Raw genomic sequence first — 15,548 nt, forward strand, 5'->3', positions numbered from 1 at the left:
TCAATGCGCGAACATTGATGGGTGCGAAGAGGAAGTTCATGGACTCTTACACACACATCTTTACTTGTACATACAAGCATATGCAATCAAGCGGCCAACTTTGCGCGCAAGGTTTGAAGATTTTTCCGGGACGAGGGTGGAAGCCTTGGAAAACAAGGCTTCGCAGCATGATGAATTTTCTTACGGGGGATTTTTACAGTGCGGGAGACTTGTCATCGAGGCAGGGCTTTGCGCCATGCTGGGGCGTTCGGTAACAAGTTGGTGCGGGAAGAGGGAAACAAAATGTGGGGGAAGAAACCCCCACCTGTTCAGGCGGCGGCAGTCAATTCGATAACGCAGCAACGGCCAGTCACGCTGACGTCCAGCAGGCCGGTGTTACCGTCCAGTTGCAGGCAGTCGTGACGGTTCAGCCGCTCACCGAGCACCTTCACTTCATCGGCCACGCTGAACACCAGCACGGTGTGCGCGGCACTGAAGAAACGCTGCGTGCCGTCCATCCATTGCAACCGCGCTTGATAGCGCTGCGGCGAATAGATGAGGTTGAAATCGCGGATCGGCCCGCCGATCAAGCGGCAGGACACCTGGCTGTCACCCTTGAACGGGAATGGCTGCAGCGGTAACAACCCGAGTTGTTCCTCGCCATCCACCGTCAGCACCATGCCCGAGCCTTGCAGCACGGTGATAATGCGCTGGTACCCGGCAAAGGTGGAGAACCCGCCCGACTCGGCGATATCGGCAATCGACAGGCGCCAGCCGAAACCGTCCAGGCCCTCCCCCGCGTCACGGGTGATTTCTTCAGTGCTGCCGCCACCGTTTTTCCACGGCATGCGAATGTAATCGGTAGCGCGCCAGACTTTCATCGAACTCATTTACTGAAACGTCCTTCCAGGCTATGACGGGAACCGGGGTGGATCAAACGTGCGGCCGTGACCGGCTGGCGGCCAGACCAGGTGCGGCGGCGAATCAGCAGGCACGGCTCGCTGGTTTCGATTTGCAGCAGCTTGCATTCGTCGGCGTCGGCCAGGATCGCCTCGACCACGTGCTCGCCTTCGGTCAGCGGCGCCACCTGGTTGAGGTAGGCATAGGGCGTTTGCTGGGTGAAATCCTGCTGCAGGTATTCCGGTGCTACCAGGGCGTTGACGAAACGGTCTTCGATTTGCACCGGAATGTCGTTTTCGTAGTGCACGATCAACGAGTGGAACACCCGCCCGCCTTCGCGCATTTCCAGCGCGACGGCGCGCTCGGAGCCGGCGGCTTCTTCACCGAGGGTAATGACCTTGCACGTATGGCGATGACCGCGGGAGGCGATCTCATCGGCAATGTTGTGCACTTCAAACAGCGCCGACTGGCTCTTGGGCTCGGCGACAAAGGTGCCCACACCTTGCATGCGTACCAGCAGGCCTTCGGCAGTCAACTCGCGCAGGGCGCGGTTGATGGTCATGCGGCTGAAGCCCAACTGGTTGACCAGTTCGCTCTCCGAAGGCACGCGATAATGCGGCGGCCAGTTGCCGTTGAGAATCTGCTGGCTGATCATCTGTTTGACGCGGGCATACAAGGGCGCCGGACTTTCGTCCATGTGGGCAGCCAGTGGAGACTTGGCGGGCGGAGTCGACACAGGAAATCCTTGTAGGTGAAAAAGAAGCATAGCTTGCCGGAGTTTACCGAGCAGGCAAACGTCTGTATATGTATATACAAATAAACACACGACTGGGGTGCCTGAATCATGTCCGCTTTCTTTGCCGAACGCGCGCTGCTGCCTAATGGATGGGCCAACGATGTACGTCTTGAAGTCAGCGCCGATGGCCTGCTGACCAAGGTTGAGCCCAACGCCAGTGCAGACGGTGCCGAACGGCTCAGGGGCCCCGTGCTGGCGGGCATGCCGAACCTGCATTCCCACGCATTCCAGCGCGCGATGGCCGGGCTGGCGGAAGTGGCCGGCAACCCGAATGACAGTTTCTGGACCTGGCGCGACCTGATGTATCGGATGGTCGGCAAAATCCGCCCCGACCAGTTGCAGGTCATCGCGCGCCAGTTGTATATCGAAATGCTCAAGGCCGGCTACACCTCGGTGGCCGAATTTCACTACGTGCACCACGACGTCAGCGGCCAGCCCTATGCGGACCCTGCGGAGCTGTCGCGGCAAATCAGCCAGGCCGCCGCCAGCAGCGGTATCGGCCTGACGTTGTTGCCGGTGCTCTACAGCCACTCCGGTTTCGGCGGCCAGGCACCCAATGAAGGCCAGCGCCGCTTTATCAACAGCACCGAAAATTACCTGAGCCTGCAATCACGCCTGCAACCGATTCTGGCCGCGCAACCGGCACAACGGCTGGGCCTGTGTTTCCACTCGCTGCGCGCCGTCACACCGCAACAGATCAGCGAAGTGCTGGCCGCCAGCGACAAGGCGTGCCCGGTGCATATCCACATCGCCGAGCAGCAGAAGGAAGTCGACGACTGCCTGGCCTGGAGCGGCCAGCGCCCGCTGCAATGGTTGTATGACCATGTTGAAGTGGATCAGCGCTGGTGCCTGGTGCACGCCACCCACGCCAATCCGGAAGAAGTGACGTTGATGGCCAGGAGCCGGGCGATTGCCGGGTTGTGCCTGACCACTGAAGCCAACCTGGGCGACGGGATTTTCCCGGCGGTGGACTTCCTGGCCCAGGGCGGGCGCATGGGGATTGGTTCCGACAGCCATGTATCACTGAGCGTGGTGGAAGAATTGCGCTGGCTGGAATATGGGCAGCGGCTGCGGGACCAGCGGCGCAACCGGCTGTATCGCAGCGATCAGCCGATGGTTGGGCGTACGCTGTTCGATGCCGCGCTGGACGGCGGTGCCGAAGCGTTGGGGCAGCCGATTGGGCGCCTGGAAGTTGGCAAGCGTGCGGACTGGCTGGTGCTGGACGGCAACGATCCGTACCTGGCGACAGCGAACGAAGACGGGATCCTCAATCGCTGGTTGTTTGCCGGTGGTGATCGCCAGGTGCGCGACGTGCTGGTCAACGGCCAGTGGGTGATTCGCGACGGGCATCACGCCGCCGAAGAAGACAGCAGCCGGGCGTTTACCCAGGTCTTGCGGGATTTGCTGGGCTGACAGACGACACATAACAAATGTGGGAGCGGGCTTGCTCGCGAAGGCAGTGGATCAGTCAATACATCTGGTGACTGTCACACCGCCTTCGCGAGCAAGCCCGCTCCCACATTGGATTGGCGCTGTTTCGTATTACTGCGAGGTCTTCGCCATCTGCTTGTCCGACGTACGCCAGATCAAACGCGTGGTGTCATACCCCTGCTGCCGCGCCCTGCTCAGCAGGTCTTCGCGGGTGTCGGCGCTGACCGTCGGCGTGCGCGACAGCAACCACATGTAGCGCCGGCTCGGGCTGCCGACAATGGCGGTCTTGTAGTCATCGCTGACGTACAGCACCCAGTAATCGCCCTTGGCCACGCCCGGCAACAGCGAGGTGAACCAGTTATTGAATTCGACCCACAGTTTGTCGGTCTTGCCGGCGACCTGCGGCGTTGCAGTGCCCTTGGCTTCCTGCCACTTCCACTCAGGGGTCAGGCAGCGGTTGAACACCGACATGTTGCCATCGGGCAACAGCGTGTAGCGGGCTTCGGACTGCGCACAATTGCGCTGGAAGTACATCGGCAAACGGGCCAACTCATACCAGGTGCCCTGGTAACGCTTGAGGTTGACGCTGCCAACAGTCTTGGGTTGCAGATCATCGCCAGAATGGCTGGCGCAGCCCGCCAAAAACAGGCTGGCGCAGAGGTAGAGAACGAAACGCATCATGTTGTTTTTCTCCCGCAGGCTTTCGCCCCGGTTTACTTCAGGCCTTGCCCGGAAAAAATCAGTACTTTGTCACCGGCATATTGCACGCTGATAAAGCTGTTTTTATCGCCCCAGGTGCAACTGGACATACCCAGCGCGCCAGAACAATCAGTCGGCTTGCCCAACAACGACTCCACCTCGGCCTTTGGCATGCCGGCCGACAGTTTTGCGTAATTTTCTTGAGTGACCTTGCTGCAAGCGGCCAGAAGCACGCAAAACGACAACAGGGCGAGACGGCGTAACGACATGGAAAAACTCCTGGAGAGACGAAGCAGCTTGGGGGTCTGCCAGAAGCTTAGAAGGGAAAAGAGGTGTCTGGTTCCCGACGAGCGAAAACAAAAAAGCCCCGAAAACGCTGAAACGTTTCGGGGCTTTTGCTTACCGCAAGGACTTACGCCTTGTGGTAGCCGGTCACACGCTCAACTTCTTCCTTCGAACCCAGGAACACCGCCACGCGCTGGTGCAGGCCTTCAGGCTGGATGTCGAGGATGCGCTGGTGGCCGTCGGTGGACGCACCGCCCGCCTGTTCAACCAGGAACGACATCGGGTTGGCTTCGTACATCAGGCGCAGCTTGCCCGGCTTGGACGGCTCACGGCTGTCGCGTGGGTACATGAACAGGCCACCACGGGTCAGGATGCGGTGCACGTCGGCAACCATCGCAGCCACCCAGCGCATGTTGAAGTTCTTCTTCAGCGGGCCTTCTTCGCCGGCCATCAACTCGCCTACATAGCGGGTAACCGGCTCTTCCCAGTGACGCTGGTTGGACATGTTGATTGCAAATTCCTGGGTGGACGCAGGAATGGTGATGTCTTCGTGGGTGAGCACGAAGCTGCCCATTTCGCGGTCCAGGGTGAAGCCCTTGACGCCGTCGCCCAGGGTCAGCACCAGCATGGTCTGTGGGCCGTAGATCGCGTAACCGGCAGCTACCTGCTCGGTGCCCGGCTGCAGGAAGGCCTTTTCGTTCAGGGCTTCGTTCTGGCTCAGGTATTCGTTCGGGCAACGCAGTACCGAGAAGATGGTGCCGACTGGCGCGTTGATGTCGATGTTCGACGAACCGTCCAGTGGGTCGAATACCAGCAGGTACGCGCCTTTCGGGTATTTGCCAGGGATCTGGTAGGCATTGTCCATTTCTTCGGACGCCATGCCGGCCAGGTGACCGCCCCACTCGTTGGCTTCGAGCAGGATTTCGTTGGAGATCACGTCAAGCTTCTTCTGCACTTCGCCTTGTACGTTTTCAGTGCCCATGCTGCCCAGGACACCACCCAGCGCGCCTTTGGACACGGCGTGGCTGATTTCCTTGCAAGCACGCGCCACCACTTCGATAAGGAAGCGCAGATCGGCAGGCGTGTTGTTGCTGCGGGTCTGCTCGATCAAATAGCGACTCAGGGTAACGCGGGACATGGAAGGCTCCGGAAATGGGGGGCTAAAAACCCGCGCAGTTTAACGCGAGTCGGGGCGTATTTCCTCCTATCAGAGGATTTAAACCCAATAGAGTTCATGGACTTTATTTAACGTGCCACCGGTGGCTTGCGCAGCAAACTGTAGGCCATGGCGCCCAGGGCCGCCACACCGAGCAGCAGCACGGCCCAAAGACCGAGCTTTTTCCAGTTCGGCCCGGCAACAACCGGGGCCGCGACCGCAGCCGATGTGACCACCGCCTCGCCCGCCACCTTGGCCTGCCCAAGCCCCGCGAGACGTTCGGCGCTGTAGTCCGGAATCAGGGTCGACAGCGGCAAGTTCGCGCCTTTCACCGACGGATTGCCGAGCACAAGGGTGAACGGTGGCTCGCCCCGCGCCAGGAACACCAACTGCGTGGCCCGCACCGCGAAGCTCAAGGTCGGCGCCTCCACGCCCAGGCCACCGCCACGCTCGTCCACGTCGAGCTTGAGCTGGGCAACAGCCTGGCCGGGCAACTGCAGTTCGTTCTGTAAAACGTCCTGGCCATTTTGCGTCAACCGGTAGAGCAAACCGCTGCTCATGGGTTGCCAGGCCTGATTACTTTCCCGGCGGCCCGACAAGGTGACCGGCGCCAGGCTGTTGGGTTGGCTCAAGTCGATTCGCAAGCGTTCGACGTTCAGTGCGTTGGGTAACTGCCAGCTGTATTCCCCGGCCTTGAGCCGGCTGCCCGACAACGGCTGCGACCACACCAGCGGCAACGGCAGGTTGTGGGCGCTGACACTCTCCAACTGCGCCGACGTCAGCGCCGGTGCCGCCTGGCCTTTCCACAGCAGACGCAGATACCGCGCCGACTGCCCCGGCAAACTCACTTCATGCTGCTCGACGCGCTCATCGGCAAACGACAACCGCGCCACCTGCCCTTCGCCCCAGGCGCGCCAGTGCTGCAAGTCGTCGCTGGCTTCGATGCTGAAACGCTGGAAGCCGTCGCGCTCGCTCGTCCAGTCGAGGATCAGTTGCTGCAACGGGGCCTTGATCGCACTCGCATCGAGCAGCCAGCCGCGCAGCACTTCTTCGCCGGCCTCCAGTTGGCTCGGCGGCTGCACTTGCACCAGCGTGCCGGTGGACGTGGATTGCACACGCACGCTGGGCACGGCTTCGGAGGAGTCAGCCGCAGCGTACAACGGGAACCACTTCACGTTGGACAGGCTGCGGCTTTCGGTGCTTTGCGCCGACTGCCGCGCCAGTGCGTAAGCCTGGGGCTCGCCAGCGGCGTTGAACACCCGCACATCACCCAGGTCGGCCTGACGGGCGCTCAATTGCACCGCCAGCGGCAGTTCCAGGCGGTACCACGGGCCTTCTCCACTGACCGTCAGCGGCACACGCGTGGTGAAATCGGCGGGCGTTTCCTGGGCCCAGGCCGATAACGTCGTGCACAACCCCAACAGCGCCACACTCAGCTTGCCCATCAAGAGGCCACTCCTTCAGTTTCAACCACCGGCTCGGGGCGCTTGGGCGGCAGCGGGGCGAAATAGCCCACCACCAGCAACAGCCCGCCCACACCGATAAACGATACGATCCGCGCCAGCCCGCCGCGGTTGCTCAATTCGACGAAGAACAATTTGGCCACCACGACGGCAATCAATGCCGCACCGATCAGCCACACCTCACGCCGGTGACGCAGATGGCCGCCTATCATCAGGCTCAGGGCAATCAGGGTCCACACGATCGACAGCCCGGCCTGCACCAGCATCGACTCCAGCAACGCATCCAGATGGAACGGCACGCCACCCCAGTGATGAGCCGTGCGCATCACCAGCGCGGTGAAGAAGGCGAACAACGAGACACCGGCGACCGCCTGGGCGACCAGTTCGGCGCGTGGCCCGCGTTGCGGTGCGGCACTGCGGGACCACAGGTACACACCCAACAGCGCGAATAGCAATCCAATATCCAGCGGGTTAAGCAGCGGCACATACGGCAGCGGCTCGGCGGTGCCGTCGCTGAAGATATTCGCCAGCCAGAACCAGCCGAGCATCAACACCGCCAGCGGCAACGCGGCATACAACCGGTACTCGCGCGGGTACGCCGACACCGGCCACGGCCAACTGCGTGGCGCGGCGGCCAGCACCAGGTATAGGCTTGGCAGGATCGCCCAGCCCAGCCAGCGCCAGGCGTTGTATTCCTCGGACAGCAGCAACAGGCCGTAGCGCAGCTCCAGCGCCAGCACGCCGATCAGCAGCCAGCAACCAAGCACATGCGCGGCGCTCAGGGCTTTCTCCGGAATGACCAAAGCCAGGCGTCGCAGCGACACGAAGTGCACCGCAAACACCGCCGCCCAGGCCAGCCAGGCGAAGTTCGCCGCCGGGTGATAACGCGAGCCCCACGCGCCCAGCAACACCACGCCCACCGCCGGCATCAACAGCGTGCACAACACGCCCAGCGACGCCCATTGCAGCCGCAAAGCCAGCACCGCCCAGATCGCCACACTCACCGCCGCTACCGCCAACAGCCAGGTGCCTTGCAGCATCGATGGTGCAAACCGCAGCACTTCGCTGACCAACGCCAGCGTCCACCAACCCGCACCCCACACCAGCAGCACGTCGGACAGCCGCTGCAAGCTCAACGCTTCGAACACCGGCGCGTGAGGTCGACGCTGCAAGCGCCAGGCACCGACCAGCGCCGCCAGCCCGAGCACCATTGGCGTCCAGAAACCGCTATGGCCCAAAGGACGCAAACCCTCGCTGGTCAGCGGCCCGAGCAGGTCCGGCACCGCGATCAGGAACGAAGCGCCGCCGATCACTTGCAGCAACAACCCGAAGACAAAACTGACGCGCTGTTGCAGGTACAGGCTCAGCCAGATGATCAACAAACCACTGGCCGCCCACACGCCGCTGGCGGTCTCCCACGGCAGCACAAACAGCACCGCCAGGTTGATCAGCACCAACCCGGCGAGCAACACCACCGACAGGCCACGCAACAACCGCACATCGCTGCGCACCATGGTGTCCCGCGCGGCCAGCAGCATGCCGCCGATCAATGCCAGGCCAATCAGCGATGCGGTGAGCAAGCCGCTCCAGCCCGCACTGAACACCGCGCCTGAATCAGCCCCCGCTTGCAGGCGCAGCAGGAACAGCGCGCCACCCAGCAGTTGCACGGCAAACGCGGTGAAGAGGAACGTACGCGAGCCGATGCGCAGGCCCACCAGCAAGGTCGCAAGACCGGCAAGCGCCCAACTGATGGCCGTGCCTTGGGTCCACAGCAGCAACGGTGCGAGCAGGTACAAGAAGCCCAGGCCGACGCAGGCCAATACCGGCAAACCTCGACGCTCCCACTGCGCCGCGTGCTCCAACGGCGCCTTGCGCAACTGGTCAAAACTGAACAGCAAGGCCGCCCCCAGCAACAAAGCACCCAAGGGTGCACCGTCCAGCAGGCTGGTCTCGCCAATCCGCAATTCGCTGAGGAACGCCAGCGCCGAACCGACTTGCAACAGCAAGCCAAACGCCCGTGCCAAGGGCCGCTGCTGACGCAGGCCGAGCCAGAAAATCCCGGCGCCTTCCACGGCCCAGGCCGCCGCGGTCCAGCGTGCGTCGAGGCCCAACGGAATCGCCAGGCTGGCGAAGATCACACCCAGCGCCAGGCAAGTTTCCGCCAGCAGCAAGGCGCGCCCGCCACTCAGCAAACGAGCCAGGCCCATATAGATAATGCCCAGGGCCAGCGCGCTGAACGCAGCGGCAAACTCCAAGTGCTGCACCAGCGCAAACTGCAAACCGAAGCCCACCAGCGGCGGACCGAACAGCATGCTGCCGTCCACATAATCGCCCTTGGCCGCCGACCAGCGCAGCAACGCGCCACGGCTGTCATCGTCCGGCGCGTCGCGCATCTCCAGCAACTTGCGCCGGGCGAACAACAGGCCGATGCCCAGGTACATCAGGAAAAATAGAATCAGGAACGGCTCGGTGCTCCACAGCAGCTCCGGTGTATAGGAGCGCATGCCCCAGGCGAAGCCGATGCCGAAGGTGCCGACAAAACCGATCAAATTGAGCAGGCGCCAGGCCTTGAACCAGGCGATGGCGAGAATGCCTGCGTTGAGCAGGGCGAAATAGCTGAACAGCGCCACATGGTTGCCGGCGCCGGTGGACGTGAGGATCGGTGCCGCAAAACCGCCGAGTGCAGCGGCGCAGGCCAGGCCGAGGGCGTCCTGGGTAATCGCCAGGATCGCCGAGAAAACGGTGACCGCCACCAGCAAGCCGAGTGCCGCGCCGGGGTCGAGCAGCGGGTGCAGGCGCATCGCGGCGAACACCGTGAGGTACAACACCGCAATGCCGGTGCCCTGCAGCATCAACCCGTAATTACTGTTGCGCAGCCGCAGCCACCAACCCAGGCCCAGCAGTGCCAATGCGCAACCGGCGACACCTGCGTAACGCAACTCGATTGGCACCACCATGCCTTCAGTGGCATAGCGCAGCAGGAAAGCCAGGCCGAGGAACAACAACACCACGCCGACCCGCAGCACGGTGTTGCCACCGAACAGCCAGTTGCGGGCACCGCTGATTGCGCGCTCGATAAAGTTGGGGCCGCGAGGCACCGCAGGCGCGGCAGGCTGTTCAGGGATTTTCGCGCTCGGTTCGGCCCGCCACACATCAGCCGGCAATGGCTGGCTGGGTTCGGCCACCACACTTGCGTAGGCAGGTTCCAGTTCGGCGGGTAATTCCCAGACGAGTTCAGGCGGCGCCGCTACCGGCAGCGGCTCTTCGACAAACACAGGTCCGGGGGTTTCAACGGCGGCAGGGCTTTCCAGCAAGGCCAGGCGTTGCTCGACCACTTTCAGGGCGTTGCGGGCAGACTCCAGCTGACGGCCTTGTTCCTCCGTACGCGAGGCGAGCATCGACAGGCGAATCGCCTGGCCAATGCCCAAACCGAGCAGCGCTCCAATGCCCGCATCACTGAACGACTCATCGAGCGTCCAGCCGAGCACCAGGCCAATCAGCATGAAAATCCATTGCATGGTCGATATCCCTAAGCAGCCCGAAGCGGGCAAAGGCGATGCTCAGTATATCGACACGGACCCCATGTGGGAGCGGGCTTGCTCGCGAAGGCGGTGGATCAGTCACAAATTTGTCGACTGACGCTGCGCTTTCGCGAGCAAGCCCGCTCCCACATTTTTTATTGCAGTGTCTAATCCAACGCTTTCCAGATTTCCGTCGCGTATTCGCGGATGGTCCGGTCCGACGAGAACCAGCCCATGCGCGCGGTATTGAGCACCGCCGAACGCCACCATTCCTTGGAGTCGTGCCAATGGGCCTCGACCCGCGCCTGGGCATCCCAGTAGGAATCGAAGTCGGCACAGACCAGGAAGCGGTCGTAGTCGATCAGCGAATCCACCAACCCGGCATAACGGCCCGGATCATCCGGTGAGAACACCCCGCCACGAATCGCTTGCAGCACATCATTCAAGCGATGGGACGCGGCAATCTCTGGCCCGGCGTTGAACTCGCCCGCGTGTTTGCGCGCTTCCACCTGCTGGGCGCTGAGGCCGAAGATGAACATGTGGTCGGCACCCACGCGCTCGTGCATCTCGACGTTGGCGCCGTCCATGGTGCCGATCGTCAGCGCGCCGTTGAGGCCGAATTTCATGTTGCTGGTGCCCGAGGCTTCAAAGCCAGCGGTGGAAATCTGCTCCGACAAGTCGGCCGCCGGAATGATGCTTTCCGCCAGGCTGACGTTGTAGTTGGGCAGGAATACCACCTTGAGCAACCCGCGCACGGTAGGGTCGTTGTTGACGGTACGGGCGATGTCGTTAGTCAGCTTGATGATCAGCTTGGCCTGGTGATAGCTGGCCGCGGCCTTGCCGGCGAAGATCTTCACCCGCGGCACCCAGTCGGTGCCCGGCTCGGCCCGGATCGCCTGGTACAGCGCGACGGTGTGCATCAGGTTCAGCAGCTGGCGCTTGTACTCGTGGATCCGCTTGACCTGCACATCGAACATCGCCGCCGGGTTGACCGAAATCCCCAGGCGCTCGTGAATGATGTCGGCCAGTGCCCGCTTACTGTGCAGGCGCTGTTCGGCGAAGGCCTTGCGAAAGGCTTGCTTCTCGGCGAACGGTTCCAGGTCTGCCAGGCGCTGTTCGGGGTTATCCAGCACGTCCGGGCCCAGTGCCTCCACCAGCATCGCCGTGAGCTTGGGGTTGGCCTGGTACAGCCAGCGGCGGAAGGTAATGCCGTTGGTTTTGTTGTTGATGCGGTCCGGGTAGAGCTTGTGCAGTTCGGAGAACACCGTGCTGCGCATCAGTTGCGTGTGCAGGCCGGATACGCCGTTGACACTGTGGGAGCCGAGGAACGCCAGGTTGCCCATGCGTACGCGGCGACCGTTGTCTTCTTCGATCAGCGAGACGGCACGCAGCACGTCGAAGTCATGGATGCCCTTGGCCCGCAGCGAGTCGATATGCTGGGCGTTGATCAGGTAGATGATCTGCATGTGCCGCGGCAGCATGCGCTCCATCAGGCCGACCGGCCAGGTTTCCAACGCCTCGGGGAGCAAGGTGTGGTTGGTGTACGAAAGGGTTTCGACGGTGACGTCCCAGGCGGCATCCCACGGGATGTCGTGCAGGTCCACCAACTGACGCATCAACTCGGCCACCGCGATCGAGGGGTGAGTGTCGTTGAGCTGGATGGCCGCGTGCTCGCCCAGGCTCAATACCGAGCCGTGCATGTTCTTGTGGCGACGCAGCAGATCCTGCAACGAGGCGGAGACGAAGAAGTACTCCTGGCGCAGGCGCAGCTCCTGCCCTGCTTCGGTGCTATCGGCCGGGTAAAGCACTCGGGAGATGCTTTCGGCGCGGGCCACCTCGGCGACGGCGCCCAAGTGGTCACCGGCGTTGAAACGTTCCAGGTGCAGGTCTTCCACCGCACGGGCACGCCACAGGCGCAAGGTGTTGACGCTTGCGCCGCGCCAGCCGACGACCGGGGTGTCATACGCCACCGCGCGTACGGTTTCATTCGGCGACCAGACCTGGATCGACTTGCCGGACGCGTCCAGCACGGTTTCCACACCACCGCCAAAGCCGATCGGGTAGATCACTTCGGCGCGCTCGAACTCCCAGGGGTTGCCGAAATCCAGCCAGCGTTCGGTTTGCTCCTGCTGCCAGCCATCGACAATCGCCTGGCGAAACAGCCCGTGCTCATACCGAATGCCATAGCCATGGCCGGCGATGCCCAGGGTCGACATGCTTTCCATGAAGCAGGCCGCCAGGCGGCCAAGGCCACCGTTGCCCAGGGCCGCGTCGGGCTCCAGCAGGCGAATGCGCTCCATGTCCACACCCAACTCGCTCATGGCCTCACGGGCCACGTCCAGCAAGCCAAGGTTGCTCAGGCTGTCGTAGAGCAGACGGCCGATCAGGAATTCCAGCGAGAGGTAATAGACCCGCTTCTGTCCCTTGCGGTAGATGTGCCGCGTGTGGTCCATCCAGTGGTCGACCATGTGGTCGCGGGCGGCCAGTGCGATGGCTTCAAACCAATCGTGGTCGAAGGCGTGATCGGGGTCCTTGCCCACCGCATAGGTAAGTTTGGTCAAGACGGCATCGCGAAATGCGGCTACCTCTGCTTCTCGTACAAGCGGTTCCTGAGACATCGATGCGACCTCGGGCGAGATAGAAGGAGTTGCTAGAGCCTAGACGGTCTGACAGACGGTAGACGCTCTGGTTCGGCAGTTTTTTAACTCATTCACCTTTGCGGGAATTTGATGCAGGGGCCGTGCCCGTTTGTGGCCCGGCACAGCCTTCGAGCTGAAAGCTGGAAGATATTGTTCAAAAAACCACCAGTTCCGGTATGATCCCGCGCCGGATAACACCCCTCTTGGAAACCTGATGAAGCCTCAACTGATCGCCGCCGCGGAACTCGACCGTCTCGAGACCTGGCAGAAATACTCAAGCCATATGTGTGGCGGCTGTGTGTCGAGCTGCTGCACCCTGCCGGTTGAGGTGAAGATCAAGGACCTGATCCGCATCGGCATCGTCGATGAGTTCGAGCGTGGCGACCCGCCGAAGAACATCGCCAAGCGCTTGCAGAAGGAAGGCATCGTCGAGCGCTTCAACGCCAAATCCGAGATCTTCACCCTGCAGCGCATGAGCAACAACGATTGCCTGTACCTGGATCGTAAGAGCCGCTTCTGCACTATTTATGACAAGCGCCCGGATACTTGCCGCAATCACCCGAAAATCGGGCCGCGCCCGGGGTATTGCGCGTACAAGCCGAAGGAAGTGGTGCGCGAGACCAGGTTCAAGACCCTCGACAAGTTCTGATCCAGATTCTTATTACCTGAACTACCGCTTTCGCGAGCAAGCCCGCTCCCACACTTGACCTTACTCATCCTGAGAAAACGCGGTCGAATGTGGGAGCGGGCTTGCTCGCGAAGGGGCCCGCACAGTCACTACAGATATTGCAGGCATAAAAAAACGCCCCCGGCCTTTCGACCGGGGGCGTTTTTCATTCAGCCTGAGTTAACTCAGTTCTTGGCTTTCTTGGCAGCGCGGGTACGCTCGCCTTCGTCCAGGATCTTCTTACGCAGGCGGATCGACTTAGGCGTAACTTCGCACAGCTCGTCGTCCTGGATGAATTCCAGAGCCTGTTCCAGGGTGAAGCGAACAGGTGGAACCAGAGCGATGGTTTCGTCTTTACCCGAAGCACGCATGTTGTCGAGCTTCTTGCCTTTGGTTGGGTTGACGCCCATGTCGTTGTCACGGCTGTTCAGGCCAACGATCTGACCGTTGTAGATCTCTTGACCGTGTTCAACGAACAGCTTGCCACGCGCCTGGAGGGTTTCCAGGGAGTAGGTCAGCGCCTTGCCGGTTTCTACCGATACCAGAACACCGTTCTGACGACCGGACATGTCGCCGGACTTCATGGTGTCGTAGCGATCGAAGATCGAGGTCAGGATGCCAGCACCGTTGGTCAGGGTCAGGAACTGGTTACGGAAACCAATCAGACCACGAGCAGGGATGTTGTATTCCAGACGCACACGGCCTTTGCCATCCGGCACCATGTTGGTCAGGTCGCCCTTACGCAGGCCCATCTCTTCCATGACCTTGCCCTGGGATTCTTCAGGGGTGTCGATGGTGACGTTTTCAAACGGTTCCTGCTTCACGCCGTCAACCTGACGGATGATCACTTCAGGACGACCAACGCCCATTTCGAAGCCTTCGCGACGCATGGTTTCGATCAGTACCGAGAGGTGCAGCTCACCACGGCCGGAAACCTTGAACTTGTCAGCCGAGTCGCCTTCTTCAACGCGCAGAGCAACGTTGTACAGCAGCTCTTTGTCCAGACGTTCCTTGATGTTACGGGAAGTCACGAACTTGCCTTCTTTACCGCAGAAAGGCGAGTCGTTTACCTGGAAGGTCATGGAAACGGTTGGCTCGTCAACGGTCAGAGGCTTCATCGCCTCGACGTTGTCCGGCTGGCACAGGGTGTCGGAGATGAACAGCGAGTCCATACCGCTCACACACACGATGTCACCGGCAAACGCTTCTTCAACGTCGATGCGGTGCAGGCCGTGGTGACCCATCAGCTTCAGGATACGACCGTTGCGCTTCTTGCCGTCGGCGCCGATGGCGACCACCGGAGTGTTCGGCTTGACGCTACCACGAGCGATACGGCCAACACCGATAACACCCAGGAAGCTGTTGTAGTCCAGTGCCGAGATTTGCATCTGGAACGGGCCTTCACGGTCAACTTTCGGAGCCGGTACGTTGTCGACGATCGACTGGTACAGCGGGGTCATGTCTTCAGCCATGTCGGTGTGTTCCAGACCGGCAATGCCGTTCAGGGCCGAGGCGTAGACGACTTTGAAGTCCAGCTGTTCTTCGGTGGCACCCAGGTTGTCGAACAGGTCGAAGATCTGGTCCAGAACCCAGTCCGGACGCGCGCCTGGACGGTCAACCTTGTTGATGCACACGATCGGACGCAGGCCGGCTTCGAAAGCCTTCTTGGTCACGAAACGGGTTTGCGGCATAGGGCCGTCTTGAGCGTCAACCAGCAGCAGAACGGAGTCAACCATCGACATTACGCGTTCAACTTCGCCGCCGAAGTCGGCGTGGCCCGGGGTATCCACGATGTTGATGTGGTAGCCGTTCCAGTTGATGGCGGTGTTTTTCGCCAGAATGGTAATACCGCGCTCTTTCTCCTGGTCGTTGGAGTCCATCACGCGCTCGTCGTTGAGCTCGTTGCGCTCCAGGGTGCCGGATTGACGCAAGAGTTTGTCTACCAGGGTGGTCTTACCATGGTCAACGTGAGCAATGATGGCGATGTTGCGTAGATTTTCGATCACTTGTGT

11 protein-coding genes are annotated in these 15,548 nt (G+C 61.5%); 2 read left to right on the forward strand and 9 right to left on the reverse strand.

From position 1 onward, the window contains the following. Nucleotides 1-308 precede the first annotated feature (308 nt). Entirely contained in the window at nucleotides 309-869 is a 561-nt protein-coding gene (locus A462_RS14835; protein WP_003217978.1) for a HutD/Ves family protein, read from the reverse strand. Further along, a complete protein-coding gene (hutC, locus tag A462_RS14830) occupies nucleotides 866-1,576 on the reverse strand; it encodes a histidine utilization repressor (protein WP_003217980.1) in 711 nt (236 codons plus the stop codon). The genes A462_RS14835 and hutC overlap by 4 nt, the downstream gene beginning before the upstream one ends. Nucleotides 1,577-1,723: 147 nt before the next feature. On the opposite strand from hutC, the gene A462_RS14825 reads away from it, so the two are divergent. Next, nucleotides 1,724-3,088: a formimidoylglutamate deiminase gene (locus A462_RS14825; RefSeq protein ID WP_008435678.1), complete on the forward strand. Its 1,365-nt coding sequence runs from the start codon at nucleotides 1,724-1,726 to the stop codon at nucleotides 3,086-3,088. 129 nt (nucleotides 3,089-3,217) lie between these two features. Here the strand turns inward: A462_RS14825 and A462_RS14820 are convergent, their stop codons facing one another. From A462_RS14820 to A462_RS14795, 6 genes are all read right to left on the reverse strand, one after another. Beyond that, the gene (locus A462_RS14820) at nucleotides 3,218-3,787 is read right to left on the reverse strand and encodes a lipocalin family protein (protein WP_003217984.1); all 570 of its coding nucleotides are present in this window, start codon (nucleotides 3,785-3,787) and stop codon (nucleotides 3,218-3,220) included. A gap of 32 nt (nucleotides 3,788-3,819) precedes the next feature. Next, complete coding sequence (locus tag A462_RS14815) at nucleotides 3,820-4,074, reverse strand: hypothetical protein (RefSeq protein WP_003217986.1); 255 nt, start codon at nucleotides 4,072-4,074, stop codon at nucleotides 3,820-3,822. A gap of 143 nt (nucleotides 4,075-4,217) precedes the next feature. Next, nucleotides 4,218-5,228 (reverse strand): class 1 fructose-bisphosphatase, encoded by a 1,011-nt coding sequence (locus A462_RS14810; protein ID WP_003217989.1) that lies wholly within the window; start codon nucleotides 5,226-5,228, stop codon nucleotides 4,218-4,220. 107 nt (nucleotides 5,229-5,335) lie between these two features. Further along, nucleotides 5,336-6,691, reverse strand: a complete 1,356-nt coding sequence (locus A462_RS14805; protein WP_008435679.1) for a DUF3999 domain-containing protein — start codon at nucleotides 6,689-6,691, stop codon at nucleotides 5,336-5,338. Then, on the reverse strand, nucleotides 6,691-10,227 hold the full coding sequence (locus tag A462_RS14800) for a DUF2339 domain-containing protein (protein WP_008435680.1): 3,537 nt from the start codon (nucleotides 10,225-10,227) through the stop codon (nucleotides 6,691-6,693). Before A462_RS14800 ends, A462_RS14805 begins: the two co-directional genes overlap by 1 nt. A 170-nt stretch (nucleotides 10,228-10,397) precedes the next feature. Further along, nucleotides 10,398-12,848, reverse strand: a complete 2,451-nt coding sequence (locus A462_RS14795) for a glycogen/starch/alpha-glucan phosphorylase (RefSeq protein ID WP_003217995.1) — start codon at nucleotides 12,846-12,848, stop codon at nucleotides 10,398-10,400. 235 nt (nucleotides 12,849-13,083) lie between these two features. Here A462_RS14795 and A462_RS14790 point away from each other — a divergent pair, with 235 nt between their 5' ends. Further along, nucleotides 13,084-13,518, forward strand: coding sequence for a YkgJ family cysteine cluster protein (locus A462_RS14790; RefSeq protein WP_003217996.1), 435 nt, complete (start codon nucleotides 13,084-13,086; stop codon nucleotides 13,516-13,518). Between the two features lie 203 nt (nucleotides 13,519-13,721). Here A462_RS14790 and typA read toward each other — a convergent pair whose 3' ends face one another. Further along, nucleotides 13,722-15,542 (reverse strand): translational GTPase TypA, encoded by a 1,821-nt coding sequence (typA, locus tag A462_RS14785; protein WP_003217997.1) that lies wholly within the window; start codon nucleotides 15,540-15,542, stop codon nucleotides 13,722-13,724. Nucleotides 15,543-15,548: the final 6 nt, after the last annotated feature.

The organism is Pseudomonas sp. Ag1, assembly GCF_000278565.1.
GTDB lineage: Bacteria > Pseudomonadota > Gammaproteobacteria > Pseudomonadales > Pseudomonadaceae > Aquipseudomonas.